Here is a 21620-nt window from a genome sequence, read left to right as displayed (position 1 = left end):
TGACGGCTACGCGCGACGCCGGGTGGCCAGCGTAGCGACCCCCGCCATGACCAGGAGGACCGCGACGGCACCCAGAACCGCCATGCTCGCACCGCCGGTGGCGGCCAACCCTGACCCGGAGGGGCGCGGGGTCACCACCGTCGTCGGAGCAGGCGTGACCGGTGCGGAAGTCTCCGAGATCTCTGGGAGCACCGTCTCGACCGAGGTCGTCACAGGTCCGGTCACCACGGCGCCACCGTCAGGGTCGATGCCTGCAGCAGTCACCGTGGCCATGATCGGGTTGCCTGTGAGATCGGCGTCGACGGCGATGTACACCGCCGAACAGGTCACCGTCGCCCCCGGGGCGAGCGCCGCGGCATCTGCGGGGCAGGTCGCGTTACTCACCTTTCCACCGCTGGAGACGGACACATCCCGTACTTCCACGTTTCCGGTGTTTGTCACCGGGAATGAGAAGACGATCCCCTGTCCCGCACCGGTCACGCTCGTTCTGTCTACGGACGCCTGCAGTGACAGAGCCGGAGCTGGTACAGGTTTCGGCGCGAACACGGCGTCGTCGTTGCTTGCCACCGGGTCGGCCTCGTTCCCGACCACCGTCACCGTGCTGCGAAGGGCGTCCTCCGTCGAGTCGTCGGCAGCGGTCCCCCTGACCAGGATGGTCTTCGTGGCCCCCGCCTGCATCGCGCCGAAAGCACAGGCCAAAGAGCCTTCGGCGATCGTGCAGCCGGGCGTCAATACCTCCGGGGAGAGCAGTCCGACAGGGACGGTGCCCTCGACTCGTGAGCCGCTCGAGGTTCCCCCGCCGTTATTGGTCAGCGTGATCGTGTACTCATATGACCTGCCGGGCGTGAAGGTCTCGTCTCCGCCTTGGGACAGTCCTACGTCTACCGGAGATCCTGCGATCGAAGTCCCGTCAGTCAACTCGATCACCGCAGGGGCATCGTCGACGAGGCGGAACGAGGGATGCTCGGAGTCGGGGCCGGAGATGGAGATCTGATACACATGATCCCCCTGCGCGATGCCGACGTTCCCGTTACCGTAGAGCCATTGAGCGTCGTAGGACCTATAGGACGCCTGAACGGCTAGGCCCAGGGCTGTCGCGTCGAATACGTCGACGCCCCCCGTGGACGGATCGATCCGGTAGGCGGAATCCTGGTTGAACTGCCAGAGCAGCCCGTCCTTGTAGACCATGTCATTGCCCGGGACCGGTTGCGAGAGCTGCACCGCCGCCGACTGCCCCGTCGTCACATCCACCGTCGTCAAGCGGCGAAGTCCGTAGCCCGGCAACAGGTAGAGAATGTTCGCATCGCTCCCAGCTCCGAAGGTCGCGGACGTGTACGTCCCTCCTTCCCATGACCCAGGGGACGGATGTGGCAGCCCGAAAAGGTCCTCGAATGATCCCGTGCTGTCGATTCGCAATAACATGTTCAGGTCGAAGTCAACGGCATACAAGAAGTTGTCCGCCGAATTGAACGCGATCGCTTCGAATCTGCGCACAGCATTGTTCGGAATTGGAGTCGTCACGTGCCCCGCCCCATCGGGACGATCGAGCCGAACGAAGATCGTCGGCAAGCCACCCGATCCGATCACGGCCGGCTCCGAAGAGTCGAAAGGCACCATGTCCGCTCCTGGAGCGTCCACCCTCTGAAGGCCCTCCGCCGACCATGCCGCCCCCGGGGTCAACACCCCTGCTCCCACAACGAGAACCACACCTATTCCAGAGAGGATACGCCGCCACGGCAGACGCCCCCTGCTTGCCCTCAACATTCGAGAACACACCCCAAATCCCCCGCGCCTGCCCCCTGGCAGGACTTCCGCTCGGCTCTCGCCTCTCCCATCGGAGAAGGTTCAGCTCACCGCACCCCGGCACGAGCCCCCTCAAGATACACGATTCCCGGACATTACACTGATCCCATGAGCACACAGCGGGTATTCGTCGCGCGCCTGGCCGGCTGCGCCGTGTTCGACCCCGCCGGCGATCGGCTCGGCAAGGTCCGGGACGTCGTCGTCGTGTACCGAAGTACCGCGGCCCCTCGGGTGATCGGACTCGTGTGCGAGATCCCCGGCCGCCGCCAGGTGTTCCTCTCGATCGGCCGCGTCACCTCGATCAGCACGGGACAGGTCATCACCTCGGGGCTCATGAACGTACGGCGTTTCAAGCCCCGCAACGGCGAGGTGCGCGTCATGGCGGAGCTTCTCGGCCGCCGCGTCGACCTCGCGGACGGGAGCGGGACCGCCGTGATCGAGGACGTCGCGATCGAGCCCAACCGGCTCGGGGAATGGTCGGTGGGGCAGCTCTTCCTCCGCAAGCCCAAGACCAGCGCCTCCCCGTTCGCCAAGGGCCCGACGACCTTCGCCGCGTGGAGCGAGGTGCGCGAGCAGCGCCGCACGGGCGAGGCGCAGTCGGCGGAACAGCTGGTTGCGAGCTTCTCCGAACTGCGCCCCGCCGACCTCGCCAACACGCTCCTCGACCTTCCCCAGCAACGCAGGATGGAGGTGGCGGGGGAGCTCCCGGACGAACGCCTCGCCGACGCCCTCGAGGAGATGCCCGAGGACGAGCAGATGCACATCCTCGACCGCCTCGGCGATGAGCGGGCGGCGGACATCCTCGACCAGATGGAGCCGGACGACGCTGCGGACCTCCTCGCCCAACTGCCGCCGAACCGTCTCGAGCACCTCCTCGAGCTCATGGAGCCGGAGGAGGCCGAGGACGTCCGGATGCTCCTCCGCTACAGCCCCGACACTGCCGGCGGCCTGATGACGCCGGAGCCGATCATCCTCTCCGCCGACGCCACCGTCGCCGAGGCGCTCGCCCTCATCCGGCGGCACGAGCTGCATCCCGCGCTCGCCGCCGCGGTGTTCCTCACGCTCCCGCCGTTCGAGACGCCCACCGGACGACTGCTCGGCGTCGTCCACTTCCAGCGGATGCTCCGCTATCCCCCGCACGAGCGTCTCGGCGCGATCGTCGACGACAGTCTCGAGCCCGTGCCTGTGACGGCATCGGCGCAGGAGGTCGCGCGTATGCTCGCCAGCTACGATCTCGTCTCGCTCCCCGTCGTCGACCAGGCCCATCGGCTCGTCGGCGCGGTCAGCGTCGACGACGTGCTCGACTACCTGCTCCCCGAGGACTGGCGGTCGCATGGCGTGGACGACGAGCACCACGCGGCCCTCAGCGGCCGCACCTCTTCCCCTGGCGCCGTGCCCATGAACGGGAGCGTCGGATGATGGCGCGCAGCAACGGGCCTCGTCTGGACGCGCCTCGCGGGCTCGGAGGCATGCGCGCTCGCGGCTCGCAGAGCTCGAGCGACCGGTTCGGCCGGTTCTCCGAGGCCTTCGCTCGCGGGATGGGCACCTCGGGCTTCCTCATCGGCATGAGCGTCTTCGTCACGATCTGGCTGGTATGGAACATCACGATGCCCCGCGAGTGGCAGTTCGACCCCGCCGCGACGAACTTCACCCTCCTGACGCTCATCCTCTCCCTGCAGGCCTCCTACGCGGCCCCGCTGATCCTGCTCGCCCAGAACAGACAGGACGACCGCGACCGTGTGCAGATCGAGCAGGATCGTCAGCGTGCCGAGCGGAACCTCGCCGACACCGAGTACCTGGCCAGAGAGATCGTCGCGCTGCGGATGGCGCTCGAGGAGCACACCGCGCAGCCGCTGACCCGTGACGCGCTGCGCCAGGAGCTCAAGGCCCTGCTCGCCGAACTGCGCGACGAGGACGACGGGCGTCGGGCGCAGGAGCCCGGTCGATGAGTGCCACGATCGCCGACGAGGTCCGTCGCGCCGTCGGGGCGGTCGTCGATCCCGAGCTGCGTCGTCCGCTCGCCGAGCTCGACATGCTCCGCGAGATCACGGTCGAGGCCGGCAGTGCCAGAGTCGGGATCGCGCTGACGATCGTCGGCTGCCCCGCAGCGACCCGGATCGAGAGCGACGTCCGCCGCGCGGCCGCCGCGGTGCCAGGGATCGACGAGGTCGCCGTCGACGTCGGCGTCATGACCCCGGAGGAACGACGCGCCCTCACGGAGAGGCTGCGGGAGGGACGCCCCACCCGGCAGATGCCGTTCGGACCGGAGTCGCTCACCCGGGTCATCGCCGTGACCAGCGGCAAGGGCGGAGTGGGCAAGTCGTCGGTCACCGCGAACCTCGCCGTCGCGCTCGCCGCACGCGGCCGGCGCGTCGGCCTCATCGACGCGGACGTGCACGGGTTCTCGATTCCCGCGCTCCTCGGCATGGGGCGGGATGACACCGTGCCTTCGCCCACCCGCATCGACGATCTGATCATCCCTCCCCTCGCACACGAGGTGAAGGCGATCTCGATCGGGATGTTCCTCCGCGACGGCGAGTCCGTCGTGGCCTGGCGTGGTCCCATGCTGCACCGGACCATCCAGCAGTTCCTCACGGACGTGTTCTTCGGCGACCTGGACGTCCTGCTCATCGACATGCCACCGGGGACCGGGGACATCGCGATCTCCCTCGGCCAGCTGCTCCCCCACGCCGAGGTCCTCGTCGTGACGACGCCGCAGGAGGCCGCCGCCGAGGTGGCGATCCGCAGCGGCCTGGTCGCGCGGCAGACCGGCCAGCGGATCATCGGCGTGGTCGAGAACATGACGGCGCTGACCCTCCCCGACGGCACGGTACTCGACCTCTTCGGGGCCGGCGGCGGACAGACCGTCGCCGAGGCTCTCTCCGCCGGGAACGATCCGGTCCCGCTGCTCGCCTCGGTGCCGCTCAGCCAAGCCCTGCGCGCCGGAGGCGACGACGGCATGCCCATCGTGCTCGCAGATCCTGGAGATCCGGCGGCACAGGCCATCGAGAGGCTCGCAGACGCCGTGGAGGGAGAGGGGCGGCGCCTCGTCGGACGGTCCCTCCCGCTCTCCCCGACACGCTGATCGGCCGAGAACGCCCTCTTCGGGCGATCTGCGGCCTTCGACCCGGCCTAGGTGGCCTCGGGATCGTATGGCGGAGGCTCCGCCGCCGAGAACACGCGCGGCGGCGGCGCGCTGGCCGGAGAAGACGCGGCGGCCGAGGCCGCCACGGCCGTCGTCGCCGTCGCGGCGACAGCGGCCGACGCCGGAGGCGAGTCGTCCAGGAGAGCGTCCCGGATGATGCGGCGCGGATCGTACTGGCGGGGGTCGAGCTTGCGCCAGTCCATGTCGTTGAGCTCCGGACCGACCTCCTCCTTCACCTTGTCCTTCGCACCGCGCATGAACTCGCCGGCACGCCTGACGAACTGGGCGAATCGCTCCGCGTACTGAGGCAGGCGCTCCGGCCCGATGAGGAGCGCGGCGATCACGCCGATGAGAAGGATCTTCTCGATGGTCAGGCCGAAGAACATGTGACAAGGCTACCGCCGCGCCTGGCGGTCGCGCACGTCCGCTGCCTCTACGCTGGAAAGAGGCCCGCGGCCGGGAAGGTTCCGCAGGGCTCACCGAGGCGGAGAAAGAACCATGAGCGAGCAGGACGCGAACGCACGATACGTGCGTGAGGCCATCGTCGAGCCGGACGCCATCGCGCGCGCCAGGGTCCACGCGATGGAGCTCGGCGCGACGCCGATCAGCCCGGCCGTCGGAGCGCAGTGCGCCGTGATCGCCGCCGCGACGGGGGCCCGCTCGATCGTCGAGATCGGGACGGGAGCCGGCGTCTCCGGGCTGTGGCTGCTCCGCGGCGCGCCGAGGGCCGTGCTCACCTCGATCGACAACGAGCCCGAGCACCTCGCTGCGGCACGCTCCGCTTTCCACGACGCCAAGGTCGCGCCCACCCGCGCGCGGTTCATCGCAGGCCGCGCGGCCGATGTCCTGCCACGTATGAACGAGGCCGCATACGACGTCGTCCTCGTCGACGCCGATCCCGAGAACGTCATCGAATATGTCGAGCACGGGCTGCGTCTCGTACGCGCCGGCGGCACGGTGCTCATCCCCCGTGTCCTCGGCGGCGGGCGCGTCGCCGATCCCGTGCAGCGCGACGCGGTGACCGTCGCCTATCGCTCGCTGATCCAGGAGACCCAGCAGTCCCCTGCGGTCCTCGCGGCCCTCTCCAGCACGGGCGAGGGGCTGCTCCAGCTCACCAGCCTCCCCGCTCAGGACTGAGATCGACCTCTCAGGTCCGAGGTCGGCCTCGAACGCCGGAGGGGCGACCGTTCCGAAGAACGACCGCCCCTCCGGGAGGTTGAACGGGCTCAGGCGCCGACGACGGCACCGAGCACGTCGTGAAGCTCCTTTGCCTCGGCGTCGTTGACGGAGACGACCAACCGGCCGCCGCCCTCGAGCGGAACGCGGACGATGATGAGGCGCCCCTCCTTCACGGCCTCCATGGGTCCGTCTCCGGTCCTCGGCTTCATCGCTGCCATCGCGGTGCTCCCTTTCCTCGGTGGTCTACAGGAACATCTTATCGGGTGCACCGCCCGCGATCCGTGTCGGGAGCGGTCAGGGGACCCGCCAGAAAGTGTTCCCCATGGCGAAGACGTTGTAGATCCACAGCCACTGCAGGATCAGACACACCACGAGCACTCCCCAGCGGAATCCCTTCGCCCGCGGGATCGCCAGCGCTCCCCAGAGCGGAGAGAGCGGGAAGAGCAGCCGCAACGTGCTGGACTGCGGGAAGAAGACCGCCAGCAGGTAGAGGAGGTAGCTGGCGCTCCAGAGTCGGATCTCGGGCCCGAGCCTGCGCACCCGCGGCCCGAAGAGCAGCATCGCCACCGCGGCGATCACCAGCAGCACCAGGACGACGAGGCCGAGCCACTGCGGCAGGTGCCAGATCCGGAACCACATCTGCGCGGCCGTGATCCACCCCTCGAAGGGGAAGAAGTCGCCGGCGCTCCCTCGGATCCAGTTGCGACGCCAGGCGAGCTCGGTCGCCAGGTAGGCGTCCGGACGGCCTGCCGCCACCGCCGCGATGATCTGCCAGGCGAAGCCGACCACGACTCCGAGCGCCCCGAGGGCGAAGAAATGCGCGACCTCGCGTCCGTGAAGCGGATCGCTCCGCCGACGAAGCCAGCGCATCACCAGCACGAGTCCCAGCAGCAGCGCAAAGGCCAGCTCCCCGGGACGGGAGAAGCCCATGAGCGGGATCAAGATGTAGATCCTCCCGTAACGACGACGGATCAGGCCGTCCAGCGCCAGCAGCAGGAACACCATGAACAGCGCCTCCGCGTACCCGATCTGGAACAGTGCTCCCAGCGGCCCCGCGGCGAGGAACACGGCCGACCAGAGCGCTGCAGTGCGTCCGATCTTGCGGGCCATCATCCGATACATCACGAGACAGGCCACGTAGCCGGAGACGAGCGAGACGATCATCGCCCCCACGCCCCAGCTTCCGAAGGGGAACCCGACGATCTGCGCGATCCAGGGGTAGAGGGGCATGAACGCCCAGGAGTTCTCAGCGACCGCACCGTCCGGCGTGAGCGGGAGCTGGGTCGGGTATCCGTGGAGGGCGATGTACCAGTACCACTGCGCGTCCCACGCGAGCACGAAGTCGCCGATCCCCGCGTTCACGCCGAAACGCGAGTTCGGTCCAGAGAGCTGCGTGCCCACGGCGAACATTCCCGTGGTCACCACCCTCGCCGCGACGTAGACGAGGAGAACGCCCACGCTGGCGGGCATCCGGACGAACAGGCGCGTCAGGGAGCGGCGGCGCACCGGGGACGAGGAGAAAGCCGGGAGCGTTGTCATCTCAGGCCTCTGCGCCACGGAGCCATGCACGAAGCCCGTCCTCGACGGCCACGATCTGGGCGAGCGGCACCCGCTCATCGTCATGGTGAGCGAGATGAGGGTCACCCGGTCCGTAGTTGACGGCCGGGATGCCCAGGGCCGAGAAGCGCGCGACATCGGTCCAGCCGTACTTCGGCATCGGCGTCGCACCGACGGCGGCGACGAATCTCTGCGCGATCGGGGCGTCGAGGCCGGGCCGCGCGCCCTCAGCCGAATCGGTGATCTCTACGGGGAACCCCGCGAAGACGTTGCGCACGTGGGCTGCCGCCTCGTCGGCGGTCTTGTTCGGCGCGAAACGATAGTTCACCTCGACCTCGCAGGCGTCGGGGATGACGTTGCCTGCCACTCCGCCGCTGATCCGGACGGCGTTCAGCCCCTCCCGGTACACGAGGCCGTCCACGGTCGCCTCGCGCGGGCGATACTCCGCGAGCCGCGCAAGGATCGGCGCCGCGCGGTGGATCGCGTTCTCCCCGATCCATGCCCGGGCGCTGTGGGCACGGACGCCCTCGGTGCGCACGATCGCGCGGAGGGTACCGTTGCACCCGCCCTCGACCTGGCCATCGCTGGGCTCCCCGAGGATCGCGAAGTCGGCGGAGAAGAGGTCCGGACGCGCAGCCACGAGGAGCGCGAGTCCGTTTCGTGAGGCTTCGACCTCCTCGTTGTCGTACCACATCCACGTCACATCGACCGCGGGCTCGGCGAGCTCGGCGGCGAGCTTCAGCTGAACGGCCACGCCGGCCTTCATGTCGACCGTTCCCCTCCCCCAGAGGAACGGAGCGCCGTCGACCTCGACCTCGCGGGTCGGGACGTTGCTGTTGATCGGCACCGTGTCGATGTGCCCGGCGATCACCACCCGCTGCGGACGGCCGAGCCGGGTGCGGGCGACCACCGTGTTGCCGTGTCGGATGACCTCGAGGTGACGGACGGCGGACACCGCCTCCTCGATGAGGTCGGCCAGAACGCCCTCGCCGCCTGAAACGCTGGGGATGTCGCAGATCGCCCGGGTGAGCTCGATGGAAGACGAGGACAGATCGAGGCGCATGGATCACAGCCTAGTGGGCGCTTCCGGCCTCTCCCTGAGGTGGCCGTGAGCCGCCCGGACCGCCTCGTGGGTCCGGGAGGGGATTCGATACCGTAGAGGGCATGAGCGACGCGCGCACGATCTTCGGCTCCGGACTGACCACGATCGCCGGGGACGGCACGGTCCTGGACGCCTGGTTCCCCGAGGTGTCCTCGGAGACGCCGTCGGCCGGGGACATCGCGGCGGCGTCCGCGACCTGGGAGGCGTTCGCGGGCGAGGACGAACAGCGCAACGTGGCCACCGAACTGATCCAGCTCGGGATCGATCTCGACGCGGCGCCGGCCTCCACCGCCGACGCCTACCTTCGCCTGCACGCGCTCTCGCACCTGCTCGTCCGCCCCAACGACCTCAATCTCGACGGGATCTTCGCGTACCTCCCCACCGTGGCCTGGACGTCGGCGGGCCCGATGCTCCCCGCCGATGCCGCGCGCCTGCGCCCGCTGCTCCAGTACGCGGGGATCCAGATCCAGTCGGTCGACAAGTTCCCTCGGCTCACGGACTATGTCCTCCCCGAAGGCGTTCGGATCGCGGATGCCTCTCGCGTTCGCCTCGGCGCGCATCTCGCGCCGGGGACGACCGTGATGCACGAGGGCTTCGTGAACTTCAACGCCGGCACGCTCGGCGCCTCGATGGTCGAGGGGCGCATCTCCCAGGGCGTCGTCGTCGGAGACGGCAGCGACATCGGCGGCGGCGCCTCGATCATGGGCACGCTCTCCGGCGGCGGGACGCACCGCGTCTCGATCGGCGCCAGGACGCTGCTCGGCGCGAACGCGGGGATCGGCATCTCGTTGGGTGACGACTGCGTCGTCGAGGCAGGCCTGTACGTCACCGGAGGGACGAAGGTCGTCCTCGCCGATGAGGGGCCGACCGCGGACGGCCACCGCCCCGTGGTGAAGGGGGTGGAGCTGTCCGGCCGCGACGGCCTGCTGTTCCGCCGGAACTCGCTCTCCGGCGCGGTCGAGGCGGTCCGCCGCACGGGTGTCGGCGTCGCCCTGAACGAGGCGCTGCACGCGTAGGCCCCCATCCCGGGTAGACTGTGGAGGTCGTCCGGACCTCCCGGCGGCTGCGTCGTCGTCACGGGGTCTCTGCGGACCACAGCGAGCCTTTCCGGCTCCCCAGCATCGACTGGCCTTTCGAACGGCGAAACCATGCGCACGGATCGTCCGTCTGCGCCATCGCCAACCCCGTCCCTTACCGCGCGTCTACGCGCACGATGGAGCCCACTGTGCCTTCCTTCCTCGAACTCGGCGTACCCGCGCCGCTGGCCGCCGTTCTTGCCGAGTCCGGCAAGACAGAGCCATTCCCGATCCAGCGGGACACGCTGCCGGACTCGCTCGCCGGGCGCGACCTCCTCGGTCGTGGCCGCACCGGGAGCGGCAAGACCCTCGCCTTCGCGATCCCGCTCGTCACTCGCCTCACGGGCCGGCAGGCGCGCTCAGGGCACCCGCGCGGCCTCGTCCTGGCGCCCACCCGCGAGCTCGCCTCGCAGATCGCGGCGACGGTCGCCCCGCTCGCCCGCGCCGCGGGCCTGAAGGTGACGACCGTCTTCGGCGGCGTGAGCCAGCGCCCGCAGGAGGAGGCGCTGCGCCGCGGCGTCGACATCGTGGTGGCCTGCCCTGGTCGGCTCGAAGACCTCATGAAGCAGGGGGTCGCCCGCCTCGACGCCATCGAGATCGCCGTGCTCGACGAGGCCGACCACATGGCTGACCTCGGCTTCCTCCCCGGCGTCACCAGGATCCTCGCCGCCACGCCGGCGGGCGGTCAGCGCCTGCTGTTCAGCGCGACGCTCGACAACGGCATCGACGTGCTCGCCCGTCGGTTCCTCACCTCCCCGGTCAGCCACGAGGTCGACGAGGCGAGCGTCCCCGTCGGCGACATGACGCACCGGGTGCTCGAGGTCGCCGACGCCGAGGGGAAGAAGGCGCTCGTGAACGTCCTCGCCGCCGGCACCGGCCGCCGGATCCTCTTCACACGCACCAAGCACCAGGCGAAGAAGCTCGCCAAGCAGCTCACCGCATCAGGCATCCCCGCCGTGGACCTGCAGGGGAACCTCTCCCAGAGCGCTCGTGAGCGCAACCTCGCGGCGTTCTCCGGCGATCCGGACGACGGCGGGGTCCGTGTGCTCGTCGCCACCGATGTCGCGGCCCGCGGCGTGCATGTGGACGGGGTGGATCTCGTGGTGCACGTGGACCCGCCGGCCGAGCACAAGGCGTACCTGCACCGTTCCGGCCGGACCGCTCGCGCCGGGGCCGCGGGGACCGTGGTGACGGTGCTCCTCCCGGAGCAGCGGCAGGACGTGAAGTCCCTGCTCCGCAAGGCCAGCATCGCGGCGGCCATCGAGCAGGTCTCGGCCGACTCCCCGACCGTGCAGGAGCTGGTCGGCGAACGTGCGGCGCACGTCCGCCCCGCCCCGAAGGCGGCGCCCGCGCCCCGGCCCACGGCGAAGAGGAAGCCCGCCGGAGGCGTGTCCCGCCCGTCGGGCAGGCGGACGGCTCCGTCGACGGAGAACGGCGGGCGTCAGCCCGGCGCCGACGCCTCGACCACGGCTGGCGACGCGCCCTCACGGCGGCGGCGCCGGCGGCGTTCCGGGCAAGGCACCGGCCAGGGCCACGGCTCCGTCCAGGGCCGCGCAGCCGGCCAGGGCACGGGCCGAGGCCAGGGCGCCGGTCGTCCTCGGGGCTGATCCTCGCCCCGGGGTGCTGCGGCGGGGGCTCACCGCCCGTCCGAGTCTTCGGCATCCTCCGAAAGAGAGACGCCCGCGCGGAGCGCGGGCGTCTCTCTTTCGGGCCTGGGTCAGGCGCGACGGAAGTCTCTGGCCGCCGATCCCGTGTACAGCTGCTGCGGACGGCCGATCTTCGTCTGGGGGTCGTTCTGGAGCTCACGCCACTGCGCCAGCCAGCCGGGGAGGCGGCCGATCGCGAACAGGACCGTGAACATGCGCGTGGGGAAGCCCATCGCCTTGTAGATGACGCCCGTGTAGAAGTCGACGTTCGGGTAGAGCCGGCGCTCCTTGAAGTAGTCGTCGGCGAGGGCGATCTCCTCGAGCTCCTTCGCGAGGTCGAGAAGCGGATCGGTGACTCCGAGCTCGGCGAGGACCTCGTCCGCCGCCTCCTTGACGAGCTTGGCACGCGGGTCGTAGTTCTTGTAGACCCGGTGCCCGAAGCCCATGAGCTTGACGCCTTCCTCCTTGTTCTTCACCCGCTCGACGAAGCGCTGCACGCTCTGTCCCGAGTCACGGATCTGACCGAGCATCGTCAGCACGGCCTCGTTCGCGCCACCGTGAAGCGGACCGGAGAGCGCCTGGATGCCCGCGGAGATGGAGGCGAACTGGTTCGCCCCGGTGGAGCCGACGAGGCGGACGGTGGAGGTCGACGCGTTCTGCTCGTGGTCCTCGTGCAGGATGAGGAGCAGTTCAAGCGCCTTCGACATGACCGGGTTGGCCTCGTACGGCTCGCTCATGACGCCGAAGTTGAGCTTGAGGAAGTTGTCCACGAAGCTCAGAGAGTTGTCCGGGTAGAGGAACGCCTGCCCCACGCTCTTCTTGTGGGCATAGGCGGCGATCACCGGCAGCTTCGCGAGCATCCGCACGGTGTTGAGCTCGACATGCTCCGGGTTGTGCGGATCGGACTCGTTCTCGTAGTAGGTCGACAGCGCCGCCACGGCCGAGGACAGCACCGACATCGGATGCGCCGTGTGCGGGAGCGCGGAGAAGAAGTGCTTGAGGTCTTCGTGCAGCAACGTGTGGCGGCGGATGCGCTCATCGAAGTCGGCGAGCTCGGCGGGCGTGGGCAGCTCGCCATAGATGAGGAGCCAGGCGACCTCGAGATAGGTGCAGTTCTTCGCGATCTGGTCGATCGGATAGCCCCGATACCGGAGGATTCCCTGGTCGCCGTCGATGAAGGTGATCTCGGACTTGGTCGACGCGGTGTTGACGTACCCGTAGTCGAGAGCGGTGTGTCCGGTCTGCCGCGTGAGCGTCGAGAAGTCGATGCTGTCGTGGCCTTCGGTGCCATGCAGGACCGGGAACTCGGCGGTCGTGTCGCCGATCGTCAGAGTCGCCTTCGTGGGCCGATCTCCCGCTGCGCTCACGCGGACCTCCTTGCAAGGGTTGTTCGTCGAGGGCGATGTGCGGCGTGGTGCCGAGGCCGGGCCGGCCGAATCGCCATTACAGCCTAGTCCGCGCACAGGCCAACTGTGACATCCCCCAAGAGAGGCGCGGTTCTGCCGTGCGAAGCTACAGTTTCAGGGCGAAACGGCGCGCAGGCGCTCCGCGGCGGCGGCCACCCGCTCCGTCGTCGCGGTCAACGAGAGCCTCACGTGCTCGCCCGAAGAGGTCCCGTAGAACGGGCCCGGACCGGCCAGGATGCCGAGGTCGGAGAGCCGTCCCAGCGACTCCCACGCGTCGCGCCCCTCCGTGACCCACAGATAGAGCCCGGCCTCGGAGCCGTCGACCCGGAATCCGGCGGCCCGCACCGCCGGCAGCAGCAGCTCCCTGCGCTCCCGGTAGAGCTCCTTCTGCGCGGCAACGTGCTCGTCGTCGCCGAGCGCGACGGTCATGGCGTACTGCACGGGCGCCGGCAGCATCAGCCCGAGATGCTTGCGCGCGTCGAGCAGGCGTCCGACGACGGTCGCGCAGCCCGCCACGAACGCGGCTCGATATCCGGCGAGGTTGGACTGCTTGCTCAACGAGTACACGCTCAGCAGACCGGATCGTGTTCCTCCGGTGGCCCGCGGGTCGAGCACCGACGGCACGGGCTGACTCGCCCAGGGGCCGTCCCACCCCAACTCCGCATAGCACTCGTCGCTCACCAGCACGGCGCCGAGCTCGCGGGCCCGACGCACCGCCGCCGCGAGCTCGGAGACGGTCCACGTCCGTCCGTCGGGGTTTCCCGGTGTGTTGATCCAGATCAGGCGGGCACCCTCGGGCCACTCCGCGGGATCGTCCGCGGGAACCGCGGTGGCCCCGGCGACCCGTGCGCCCACCTCATAGGTCGGGTAGGCGACACGGGGGTGCACGACGATATCGCCCTCTCCCAGCCCGAGCAGCGTCGGGAGGAGGGCGACCAGCTCCTTGGAGCCGACCGTCGGCAGCACGTTCTCCACGCGGAGATCGGGCACGCCCCGGCGGCGCGCATACCAGGCCACGACCGCCTCGCGCAGCGTCGGGGTGCCCGCGGTCTGCGGGTAGGCGTGCGCGTCCGTGGCATCGGTCAGGGCCCGGCGGACGACCTCGGGGGTGGGGTCGACGGGCGACCCGATCGAGAGATCCACGATCCCCCCGGGATGCGCGGCTGCACGCTCACGATACGGCGCGACGGCGTCCCACGGGTAGCCGGCGAGGTCGCGGACGCTCATCGGCTACTGCCCCTGCGGAGGAAGCGCCTTGACGATGGGATGGTCGTGATGGATCACTCCGACCTTGGCCGCCCCGCCCGGGGAGCCGATCTCCTCGAAGAACTCCACGTTCGCCTTGTAGTAATCAGCCCACTCCTCGGGGAGGTCGTCCTCGTAGTAGATGGCCTCGACAGGGCAGACCGGCTCGCAGGCGCCGCAGTCGACGCACTCGTCCGGATGAATGTAAAGAGAACGCTCTCCCTCGTAGATGCAGTCCACGGGGCACTCGTCGATACAGGCACGATCCTTCACATCGACGCACGGAAGAGCGATCACATAAGTCACGGTTCCAGTCTACGTCCGGCCATCGGCGTCGGTGACGCGCCGGGCTGCGGGGTGGCCCCGTCCGTGAGCGCCGAGGCGCGCAGCCGAGAGAGGTCCGGCCAGGCGATCACGAGCAGCACGATGCCCGCGGCGAGGTAGGTCCAGACCTGTCCGAGGAGACCGTTCTGCACCACGACCGACCCGCCGGGACCGCGACCCGAGATCACCAGCACCGCGGCGATCATGCCGAGGCCCGCCGCAACCACAGCCCAGCGGTCGCCGGTGAGAGTGCGAATGGCGATCAGCAGCGCCGCGCACGAGATCGCCCCGGCGACGAGGCCGACCGGGAGCGGGCCGATCATGGCGGCGTGGCCGATCGTCGCTGCCAGGCCGTAGACGGCACCGACGATCAGCGTCCCGACCCACGACAACACCCGGGAGAGCTTGGAATCACGCACGAGACGAGCCTAGCCATCGCAGCTATGAGCCGATATACGACAAAACGGACCTGTATTCCGACGCCTTGTTGTGCTTACGATGGGCAGCCGAATCAAGGAGTCGATGACATGCCTGAGCTCCGCCCCTCCTCCGCCGGACCGTTGATCACCTGGGTGGCGGCCCGCGTCGCCGCGGGGGACGCCCGAGCGACGCGGCCCGTCACGGCGGCGGGTTGACGGATGGCGGAGGTCTTCCGAGACGCGCTGGGCATCCCGCACATCCGCGCGACCGACGTGCGAGACCTCGCCCGCGCACAGGGCGAGGTGACGGCACGCGACCGCGCCTGGCAGATCGAGGTCGATCGGCTGCGGGCAGCCGGTCGCCTCTCCGAGCTCATCGGAGAGGCTGGCCTGGCGTGGGACGTCTTCGCGCGCCGCGCACGGCTCGACGACACCGCACGACGCGCGTACTCCCGTCTCGACGAGGCGTCCGGGAGGTTCGTGGCCGACTACGCCGCGGGAGTGCGGATCGGACTGCGCGACTCTGCGTCCGCCGTCGCTGAGTTCCGTGTCCTCGACGAGCGGTTCGGCGACACGCGACCGCTCACGCCATGGGAGGATCACGACCCTCTCGGCGTCCTCCACGTCGCGCACGCCCTCTTCTCGACGTTCCCGAGCGTGCTGTGGCGCGAGCACGTCGCCGCCACCCTCGGGGATCCGTGGGTGGACGTGTTCGCCGGAGACGACGGGAACGACGAGACCCTGCCCACGGCCGGGAGCAACGCCTGGGCGCTGCACGGAACGAGGACGGCCAGCGGGCTGCCTCTGCTCGCCGGTGATCCGCACCGTCTTCTCGAGCTCCCCGGCGTCTACCAGCAGATCCGCCTCGCCTGCGACGAGTTCGACGTGGTCGGCCTCGCCTTCCCCGGGGTTCCCGGCGTCCCGCACTTCGGGCACACCGGCTCAGCGGCCTGGGGTGTCACGAACGCGGTCGCTCACAGCGTCGACGTGTTCGAGGAGCGGCTCCGTACGCGGGGAGACGGCTACGAGGCGCGGGGGCCGGACGGCTGGGAGCCGGTCGACGTGCACCGCTCCGTCGTCCACATGCGCGGCGGTGGGCCGGGCCCCACGGTCGAGGCGCTGGAGACGGCCCGCGGATGCGTGGTCACGGAACTGCGCCCCGACGGCGACGAGCTGCGTGGATGGAGCATCCGGCAGCCCGCACGGACGAACACCGACCTCGGCGGCGATGCGCTCCTTCCTCTGCTGCGTGCGCGCACGGCCACGGAAGTGATCGAGGCGTTCTCCTCCTGGGTCGACCCGGTCAACCGCGTCCTGGCCGCCGACCGCGAGGGGACCGTGCTGTCCGCGACCGTGGGGAGGCTGCCAGAGCGCCCGAGAGCCGGGCGCCGAAGAGCGCTGCGGGCCGAGACGGTCGGCCCCGTCCCGGACCGGAGACTCGCCCCGGCCAGAGTGGTCTCCGACGTCGCGGTCGACGCCAATCAGCGCCCGTCCCGGCCAGAGGTCGACTACGGCTGGGCCTATCCCTCGTCACACAGGGCAGAGCGCATCGCGCAGTTGCTCGATACCGTCAGGCCGGGTCGGAGCACGGGCTTCACGGAGATCTGGGGAGACACCGTCAGCGGCGCTCGGACTTCGCTGCTCGCCCTCCTGCCCACGGGAGATCTCCCGGCGCCGGCCGCGGAGGCGAGGGCAGCGCTCCTTCGATGGGATGGCCGGATGGATGCCGCGTCCCGCGGCGCCGGCGTCTTCGCGGCATGGCGCACGGCCCTCGTCCAGGCGGTCGTCGCGCATCCGCTTGTCGCGCCCCTGCGCGCGCCTCATGGCTTCGGCGCGATCTTCGAGCCCTGGATGAGCGTCGAAGGGCAGGTGGCCATGGCTCTGCCCCGCCTGCTCGGCCATCCCGCCCTGCGGCCGGACGTCTCCGGCATGCTGGTGTCCTCGCTGAGCCAGGCCGCCACGGCACCGGTCTGGGGCTCGACCCACCGAATGCTGCCGCTGCACGTCCTCGCCGACCTCCCCGGGGTGACCCCGCCCGGGGCCGGGATGACGACCCCGCTCGACGGCGACGGCGACGCCGTCCGCTGCACCGGGTCGGTGCCGGGCCTCACCGACCGCAGCATCCGAGGTTCGGTCGCACGATGGGCCTGGGACCTGGCCGACCGCGAGCAGAGCCTGTGGAACGTGCCGTTCGGCGCCTCGGGAGATCCGAGGTCTCCGCACTTCGCCGACCAGCATCCACGCTGGATCGACGTCCGCCCCGCACGCGTCGTCACCGACTGGAGCGCGCTCACCCCCGACGAGCCCGCCGGCTCCCCCACCGCCCCGCACGCCCCGGCGAGAACAGGAGAGCGATGACCGCCATGCGAGCCGACCGTCTGGTGAGCGGCCCCGCCGGCACGCTCGTCTACACGACCCGCTCACCGACCATCGGGCACGTCGAGTTCGTCGTGCTCGATCCTTTCGCGGACATCGACCTGCTTCACGAGTGGGTGACCCGTCCGGAGTCCCGTTTCTGGGGGCTCGCGGATCTCCCCCGCGACGAGCTGCGGGATCTGTACCTCTACGTCGACGGGCTACCCACCCATCACGCCTTCGTCGTGCGCCGCGACGGAACCCGCAGCGCGCTGCTGCAGGCATACGCCCCCGAGGACGATCCGCTCGGCGACGTCTACGACACGCTGCCCGGCGACGTGGGCCTGCACTTCCTCATCGGGGATCGCGGCGCGCCGGTCCCTCGGTTCTCCCTGCACCTGATCGATCTGGTCGCCGAGTTCGTCTTCTCCCGTGTCGAGGTGGACCGGCTGGTGGTCGAGCCCGACGTCCGCAACGAGCGAGCGGTGGCCTTCTTCGAGCGGAAGGCCGGCTTCGTCCTCGGCCCGCAGGTGCGCCTGCCGGACAAGACAGGGCAGCTCGCCTTCCTCACCAGGGAGCGATGGGAGCAGCGGCGTCCGCGAGCCTGAGCCGGGAGACGCACGTCCGCTCGCGCGCTCGTCCCCCTGGCCGATCGACGGCGATGCTAGACGGCCCAGCCGATGAGACGCAGCAGCGCCGCCACCGCGGCGGCGGCGATGACCACGACGAGGAACGGCTGCCGAAGCCAGAGCAGGCCGGCGGCGACGAGCACGGCCGGCACCCGCGCGTCCACGACGACGGCCGTGCCCAGGGCCAAGGTCTGAACCGCCGCGAGAGCGGCGAGCAGCGCGACCGTCAGCAGATCGGAGATGCGGGCGGGGCGGGGCGCCTCGAGCACCGACGGCGGCACGAGGTATCCGATGCCCTTGAGGCCGAGGCACACGATCGCGGCGAGCAGCACCGCGTTCCACAGGGTCACCCGCGCGCCTCCTCGCTCGCGTTCCGCTCCGCCGACGCAGGGGCGAAGAGGTTGAACCATCCGACGAGGATCGCCACCAGGGCGGCGATGAGCACCGGCACACCCGGCATCAGGACGGGCGTGAGCGCCGTGGCGACGACCGCCGCGGCGACGCCGACGACGATCGCCTGCCGCTGCCTCAGCCGAGGCCAGAGGAGAGCGAGAAACGCCGCGGCGGCCGCGGCGTCGAGGCCGTAGGCCTGGGGATCGCCCAGCACGTCGCCGAGGAGAGCGCCGACGAGGGTGCTGAGATTCCAGCCGGCATAGATGCCGAGACCGGTCAGCCAGAACCCGAGGGTACGCGCCCTGATCGTGGTCTGCGCGAGCGAGACCGCCGTGGACTCATCGATCGTCACATGCGAGGCGGCGAGGCGTTTCCAGAAGCCGGCGCCGATCACCGGCGACATCCGGATCCCGTATGCGACGTTCCGCACGCCGAGCAGCGCCGCCGAGGCGATCGCCGCGGGCAGGGCCGCGATCCCTCCCGCCCCGATGACGCCGACGAACGCGAACTGCGAGCCTCCGGTGAACATGACCAGGCTCAGCACGCAGGTCTGCCACACGTCGAGCCCTGAGGCCACCGCGAGCGCCCCGAAGGAGATGCCGTAGGCGCTCGTGGCGATCACGACCCCGATCGCCTCCCGCCGCGCGATGCGGGTCTCGACCTCCTCGGCGGAGGGCTCCCCCGCGCGTGTTCGCTTCACCGAACGCATGTCCACCATTCTGGACATCCGCAGAATGATCGTCAAGGTGAACGGTCGTTTGTGATACTGAACACATGGAGCTTCGCGAACGCATCGCCCACGCCCTCCGCCGCGAGCGGGAGACGGCGGGGATCTCCGTGTCCGAGCTCGCCCGACGGGCCGGCGTCTCCAAGGCCACCGTCTCGCAGCTCGAAGGAGGGTCAGGCAATCCCAACGTCGAGACCCTGTGGGCGCTCGGCGACGCACTGGGGATCCCCTTCGCCGACCTCGTCGACCGTCCCGCCACCGAACCGACGCTGATCCGGGCTCGGGACCTCGGCCAAGCGCCCCGAGTCCCCTCCTCCGCCGCGCCCTACAGTGCGACCCTCCTGTCGGCCTGTCCGCCCCACGCGCGCCGTGACGTGTATCTCATCCAGGCCGAGCCGGGGGAACCCCGCCGCTCACGCCCGCACCATCCGGGCACCACCGAGCACGTGGTCCTCGTGTCCGGCACCGCCCTCGTCGGCCCGGCAGACGCGGCCGAGTCTCTGGAGCCCGGCGACTACCTCAGCTATCCGGGCGACGCCCCACACGTCTTCGAGGCGCTGGAGCCCGGAACGATGGCCGTCCTGATCTCGGAGCTGCGCTGACTGCTCGCGTCGCGCGAGAAGCACGGTCATTCCGCCGAGCGAGACGACCATGCCCCGCCTCGACGGAGGCGGGGCATGGGGCCGCTCGGGCTCAGGCGTTCGCGTCCTGGCGCTTCTGTCGCGCGGTCTCACGAGCGCGGATGGTCTGGTCGAGGATCACCTTGCGGATACGGACCTTCTCGGGTGTCACCTCGACGCATTCGTCGTCGCGCGCGAACTCCAGACTCTCCTCCAGCGACAGCTGCCGTGGCGGGGTGAGCCGCTCGAGCTCGTCCGCGGTGGAGGAGCGCATGTTCGTGAGCTTCTTCTCCTTGGTGATGTTGACGTCCATGTCATCGGCCCGGGTGTTCTCGCCCACGACCATGCCCTCGTACACCTCTTCCGTGGGCTGCACGAAGAAGCTCATCCGCTCCTGAAGGGCCATCATGGCGAAGGGCGTCGCGACGCCGGCACGGTCGGCCACGATCGAGCCAGAGGCGCGAGCGACGATCTGCCCCGCCCAGTCGTCGTATCCGTGGGAGATCGCGTTGGCGATCCCGGTGCCCCGGGTCGTCGACATGAACTCGGTCCGGAACCCGATGAGACCCCGCGAGGGGACGACGAACTCCATGCGCACCCAGCCGGTGCCGTGGTTGGTCATTCCCTCCATGCGGCCTTTGCGGCCGGCGAGAAGCTGCGTGATCGCGCCGAGGTACTCCTCCGGCGCATCGATCGTGAGATGCTCGAACGGCTCCTGGACCTTGCCGTTCTCTCCCTTGCGAGTGACCACCTGAGGCTTGCCCACGGTGAGCTCGAAGCCCTCCCGCCGCATGTTCTCGACGAGGATCGCCAGTGCCAGCTCTCCGCGCCCCTGCACCTCCCAGGCGTCGGGACGGCCGATGTCTACGACCTTCAGCGACACGTTTCCGATGAGCTCACGGTCCAGGCGGTCCTTCACCATGCGGGCGGTGAGCTTGTGCCCCTTGACCTTGCCGACCAGCGGCGAGGTGTTCGTGCCGATCGTCATCGAGATCGCCGGGTCGTCGACGGTGATGGCCGGGAGCGGACGCACGTCCTCGGGATCGGCGATCGTCTCGCCGATCGTGATCTCCTCGATCCCCGCGATCGCCACGATGTCGCCGGGCGCCGCGCTCTCTGCGGGGTAGCGCTCCAGCGCCCTGGTCTTCAGCAGCTCCGTGATCCTGGCGTTGGTGTGGGTGCCGTCGTGGCGTACCCAGGCGACCGTCTGCCCCTTCTTGAGCGTGCCGTTGAAGACACGCAGGAGCGCGAGCCGCCCGAGGAACGGACTGGAGTCGAGGTTGGTCACCCAGGCCTGCAGCGGCGCCTCGTCGTCGTAGGACGGAGCCGGGACGTGCTCGAGGATCGCCTCGAACAGCGGCTCGAGATCGTCGTTGTCGGGCAGCGCTCCGTTCTCCGGGCGGTTGCGCGAGGCGGCGCCGGCACGCCCCGAGGCGTAGACGACGGGGACGTCCAGCAGCGCGTCGACATCGAGGTCCGGGACGTCGTCCACGAGGTCCGAGGCGAGACCCAGCAGCAGGTCGTGCGCCTCACCCTCCACCTCGGCGATACGGGCGTCCGGGCGGTCGGTCTTGTTGACGAGGAGGATGACGGGAAGCTTCGCCTCGAGCGCCTTGCGCAGGACGAAACGCGTCTGCGGCAACGGGCCCTCGCTCGCGTCGACGAGCAGCACCACGCCGTCCACCATCGAGAGTCCGCGCTCGACCTCGCCGCCGAAGTCCGCGTGGCCGGGAGTGTCGATCACGTTGATGGTGACCGGAGTCTCGGTGTGCGCGCCGTTGTAGGTGATCGCCGTGTTCTTGGCGAGGATCGTGATGCCCTTCTCGCGCTCCAGGTCGTTCGAGTCCATGGCGCGCTCCTCGACGTGCGAGTGCTCGCCGAACGATCCGGTCTGACGGAGCATCGCGTCCACCAGCGTGGTCTTGCCGTGATCGACGTGGGCGACGATTGCGACGTTGCGGAGGTCTGTGCGGAGGGCGTGCGCCATGCAGGAG

At 69.9% G+C, this 21620-nt stretch carries 21 protein-coding genes; 9 read left to right on the top strand and 12 right to left on the bottom strand.

The genetic code is table 11. The features are described 5' to 3' along the window. Positions 1 to 6: 6 nt before the first annotated feature. Complete coding sequence (locus ACP15J_RS08585) at positions 7 to 1617, bottom strand: DUF6923 family protein (RefSeq protein WP_424936588.1); 1611 nt, start codon at positions 1615 to 1617, stop codon at positions 7 to 9. 294 nt (positions 1618 to 1911) lie between these two features. On the opposite strand from ACP15J_RS08585, the gene ACP15J_RS08580 reads away from it, so the two are divergent. Genes ACP15J_RS08580 through ACP15J_RS08570 form a run of 3 tightly spaced genes read left to right on the top strand, consistent with a single transcriptional unit; the run spans position 1912 to position 4888 of the window. Next, the gene (locus ACP15J_RS08580; protein WP_424936587.1) at positions 1912 to 3222 is read left to right on the top strand and encodes a magnesium transporter MgtE N-terminal domain-containing protein; all 1311 of its coding nucleotides are present in this window, start codon (positions 1912 to 1914) and stop codon (positions 3220 to 3222) included. Further along, positions 3222 to 3752 carry a DUF1003 domain-containing protein gene (locus ACP15J_RS08575; RefSeq protein ID WP_424936586.1) on the top strand — a complete coding sequence of 177 codons (531 nt, stop codon included), beginning with the start codon at positions 3222 to 3224 and terminating at the stop codon, positions 3750 to 3752. The genes ACP15J_RS08580 and ACP15J_RS08575 overlap by 1 nt, the downstream gene beginning before the upstream one ends. After that, positions 3749 to 4888, top strand: coding sequence for an Mrp/NBP35 family ATP-binding protein (locus ACP15J_RS08570; RefSeq protein ID WP_424936585.1), 1140 nt, complete (start codon positions 3749 to 3751; stop codon positions 4886 to 4888). Before ACP15J_RS08575 ends, ACP15J_RS08570 begins: the two co-directional genes overlap by 4 nt. Before the next feature lie 47 nt (positions 4889 to 4935). Here ACP15J_RS08570 and ACP15J_RS08565 read toward each other — a convergent pair whose 3' ends face one another. Then, positions 4936 to 5334 carry a hypothetical protein gene (locus ACP15J_RS08565; RefSeq protein WP_424936584.1) on the bottom strand — a complete coding sequence of 133 codons (399 nt, stop codon included), beginning with the start codon at positions 5332 to 5334 and terminating at the stop codon, positions 4936 to 4938. A 112-nt stretch (positions 5335 to 5446) separates the two neighbouring features. Here ACP15J_RS08565 and ACP15J_RS08560 point away from each other — a divergent pair, with 112 nt between their 5' ends. Further along, on the top strand, positions 5447 to 6085 hold the full coding sequence (locus tag ACP15J_RS08560; protein ID WP_424936583.1) for an O-methyltransferase: 639 nt from the start codon (positions 5447 to 5449) through the stop codon (positions 6083 to 6085). Positions 6086 to 6174: 89 nt separating this feature from the next. On the opposite strand, the gene ACP15J_RS08555 is transcribed toward ACP15J_RS08560, so the two are convergent. The 3 genes from ACP15J_RS08555 to dapE all read right to left on the bottom strand — a co-directional run bounded on the left by ACP15J_RS08555 (position 6175) and on the right by dapE (position 8747). Continuing rightward, positions 6175 to 6345 carry a DUF3117 domain-containing protein gene (locus tag ACP15J_RS08555; RefSeq protein WP_197220161.1) on the bottom strand — a complete coding sequence of 57 codons (171 nt, stop codon included), beginning with the start codon at positions 6343 to 6345 and terminating at the stop codon, positions 6175 to 6177. A gap of 76 nt (positions 6346 to 6421) precedes the next feature. Continuing rightward, positions 6422 to 7666, bottom strand: a complete 1245-nt coding sequence (locus ACP15J_RS08550) for a hypothetical protein (protein ID WP_424936582.1) — start codon at positions 7664 to 7666, stop codon at positions 6422 to 6424. Between the two features lies 1 nt (position 7667). Beyond that, complete coding sequence (gene dapE / locus ACP15J_RS08545; protein WP_424936581.1) at positions 7668 to 8747, bottom strand: succinyl-diaminopimelate desuccinylase; 1080 nt, start codon at positions 8745 to 8747, stop codon at positions 7668 to 7670. A 101-nt stretch (positions 8748 to 8848) separates the two neighbouring features. On the opposite strand from dapE, the gene dapD reads away from it, so the two are divergent. Then, positions 8849 to 9802 (top strand): 2,3,4,5-tetrahydropyridine-2,6-dicarboxylate N-succinyltransferase, encoded by a 954-nt coding sequence (dapD, locus tag ACP15J_RS08540; RefSeq protein ID WP_424936580.1) that lies wholly within the window; start codon positions 8849 to 8851, stop codon positions 9800 to 9802. A 197-nt stretch (positions 9803 to 9999) separates the two neighbouring features. After that, entirely contained in the window at positions 10000 to 11469 is a 1470-nt protein-coding gene (locus tag ACP15J_RS08535) for a DEAD/DEAH box helicase (protein WP_424980904.1), read from the top strand. A gap of 110 nt (positions 11470 to 11579) precedes the next feature. On the opposite strand, the gene ACP15J_RS08530 is transcribed toward ACP15J_RS08535, so the two are convergent. From ACP15J_RS08530 to ACP15J_RS08515, 4 genes are all read right to left on the bottom strand, one after another. After that, positions 11580 to 12875: a citrate synthase gene (locus ACP15J_RS08530; RefSeq protein ID WP_424936578.1), complete on the bottom strand. Its 1296-nt coding sequence runs from the start codon at positions 12873 to 12875 to the stop codon at positions 11580 to 11582. A gap of 153 nt (positions 12876 to 13028) precedes the next feature. Further along, entirely contained in the window at positions 13029 to 14141 is a 1113-nt protein-coding gene (gene dapC / locus ACP15J_RS08525; protein ID WP_424936577.1) for a succinyldiaminopimelate transaminase, read from the bottom strand. Between the two features lie 3 nt (positions 14142 to 14144). Continuing rightward, entirely contained in the window at positions 14145 to 14465 is a 321-nt protein-coding gene (gene fdxA / locus ACP15J_RS08520; protein ID WP_424936576.1) for a ferredoxin, read from the bottom strand. Beyond that, positions 14462 to 14902 carry a hypothetical protein gene (locus ACP15J_RS08515; RefSeq protein WP_424936575.1) on the bottom strand — a complete coding sequence of 147 codons (441 nt, stop codon included), beginning with the start codon at positions 14900 to 14902 and terminating at the stop codon, positions 14462 to 14464. The genes fdxA and ACP15J_RS08515 overlap by 4 nt, the downstream gene beginning before the upstream one ends. A 219-nt stretch (positions 14903 to 15121) precedes the next feature. On the opposite strand from ACP15J_RS08515, the gene ACP15J_RS08510 reads away from it, so the two are divergent. Together ACP15J_RS08510 and ACP15J_RS08505 are read left to right on the top strand one after the other, a co-directional pair. Further along, a complete protein-coding gene (locus ACP15J_RS08510; RefSeq protein ID WP_424936574.1) occupies positions 15122 to 17260 on the top strand; it encodes a penicillin acylase family protein in 2139 nt (712 codons plus the stop codon). Beyond that, positions 17257 to 17865 (top strand): GNAT family N-acetyltransferase, encoded by a 609-nt coding sequence (locus ACP15J_RS08505; RefSeq protein ID WP_424936573.1) that lies wholly within the window; start codon positions 17257 to 17259, stop codon positions 17863 to 17865. Before ACP15J_RS08510 ends, ACP15J_RS08505 begins: the two co-directional genes overlap by 4 nt. Before the next feature lie 56 nt (positions 17866 to 17921). Here the strand turns inward: ACP15J_RS08505 and ACP15J_RS08500 are convergent, their stop codons facing one another. After that, positions 17922 to 18236 (bottom strand): AzlD domain-containing protein, encoded by a 315-nt coding sequence (locus tag ACP15J_RS08500; protein WP_424936572.1) that lies wholly within the window; start codon positions 18234 to 18236, stop codon positions 17922 to 17924. After that, a complete protein-coding gene (locus tag ACP15J_RS08495) occupies positions 18233 to 18988 on the bottom strand; it encodes an AzlC family ABC transporter permease (protein ID WP_424936571.1) in 756 nt (251 codons plus the stop codon). The genes ACP15J_RS08500 and ACP15J_RS08495 overlap by 4 nt, the downstream gene beginning before the upstream one ends. A gap of 65 nt (positions 18989 to 19053) precedes the next feature. Here ACP15J_RS08495 and ACP15J_RS08490 point away from each other — a divergent pair, with 65 nt between their 5' ends. Further along, positions 19054 to 19608, top strand: a complete 555-nt coding sequence (locus ACP15J_RS08490) for a helix-turn-helix domain-containing protein (protein WP_424936570.1) — start codon at positions 19054 to 19056, stop codon at positions 19606 to 19608. A gap of 91 nt (positions 19609 to 19699) precedes the next feature. Here ACP15J_RS08490 and typA read toward each other — a convergent pair whose 3' ends face one another. Beyond that, positions 19700 to 21613, bottom strand: coding sequence for a translational GTPase TypA (gene typA / locus ACP15J_RS08485; protein ID WP_424936569.1), 1914 nt, complete (start codon positions 21611 to 21613; stop codon positions 19700 to 19702). Between the last annotated feature and the right edge of the window lie 7 nt (positions 21614 to 21620).

The organism is Microbacterium sp. S308A+ (assembly GCF_049800815.1).
Taxonomy (GTDB): Bacteria; Actinomycetota; Actinomycetes; order Actinomycetales; family Microbacteriaceae; genus Microbacterium.
Note: the sequence above shows the minus strand (reverse complement) of the source record. Positions and strands in the feature narration are given on the sequence as shown.

Coding starts and splice junctions, on each gene's coding strand:
- ACP15J_RS08560 (WP_424936583.1), top strand. CDS start 5,447: ATGAGCGAGCAGGACGCGAACGCACGATACGTGCGTGAGGCCATCGTC.
- ACP15J_RS08565 (WP_424936584.1), bottom strand. CDS start 5,334: ATGTTCTTCGGCCTGACCATCGAGAAGATCCTTCTCATCGGCGTGATC.
- typA (WP_424936569.1), bottom strand. CDS start 21,613: ATGGCGCACGCCCTCCGCACAGACCTCCGCAACGTCGCAATCGTCGCC.
- ACP15J_RS08585 (WP_424936588.1), bottom strand. CDS start 1,617: ATGGTGCCTTTCGACTCTTCGGAGCCGGCCGTGATCGGATCGGGTGGC.
- ACP15J_RS08550 (WP_424936582.1), bottom strand. CDS start 7,666: ATGACAACGCTCCCGGCTTTCTCCTCGTCCCCGGTGCGCCGCCGCTCC.
- dapD (WP_424936580.1), top strand. CDS start 8,849: ATGAGCGACGCGCGCACGATCTTCGGCTCCGGACTGACCACGATCGCC.
- ACP15J_RS08580 (WP_424936587.1), top strand. CDS start 1,912: ATGAGCACACAGCGGGTATTCGTCGCGCGCCTGGCCGGCTGCGCCGTG.
- ACP15J_RS08575 (WP_424936586.1), top strand. CDS start 3,222: ATGGCGCGCAGCAACGGGCCTCGTCTGGACGCGCCTCGCGGGCTCGGA.
- ACP15J_RS08490 (WP_424936570.1), top strand. CDS start 19,054: ATGGAGCTTCGCGAACGCATCGCCCACGCCCTCCGCCGCGAGCGGGAG.
- dapE (WP_424936581.1), bottom strand. CDS start 8,747: ATGCGCCTCGATCTGTCCTCGTCTTCCATCGAGCTCACCCGGGCGATC.
- ACP15J_RS08505 (WP_424936573.1), top strand. CDS start 17,257: ATGACCGCCATGCGAGCCGACCGTCTGGTGAGCGGCCCCGCCGGCACG.
- ACP15J_RS08510 (WP_424936574.1), top strand. CDS start 15,122: ATGGCGGAGGTCTTCCGAGACGCGCTGGGCATCCCGCACATCCGCGCG.
- ACP15J_RS08555 (WP_197220161.1), bottom strand. CDS start 6,345: ATGGCAGCGATGAAGCCGAGGACCGGAGACGGACCCATGGAGGCCGTG.
- ACP15J_RS08535 (WP_424980904.1), top strand. CDS start 10,000: ATGGAGCCCACTGTGCCTTCCTTCCTCGAACTCGGCGTACCCGCGCCG.
- ACP15J_RS08495 (WP_424936571.1), bottom strand. CDS start 18,988: ATGCGTTCGGTGAAGCGAACACGCGCGGGGGAGCCCTCCGCCGAGGAG.
- dapC (WP_424936577.1), bottom strand. CDS start 14,141: ATGAGCGTCCGCGACCTCGCCGGCTACCCGTGGGACGCCGTCGCGCCG.
- ACP15J_RS08570 (WP_424936585.1), top strand. CDS start 3,749: ATGAGTGCCACGATCGCCGACGAGGTCCGTCGCGCCGTCGGGGCGGTC.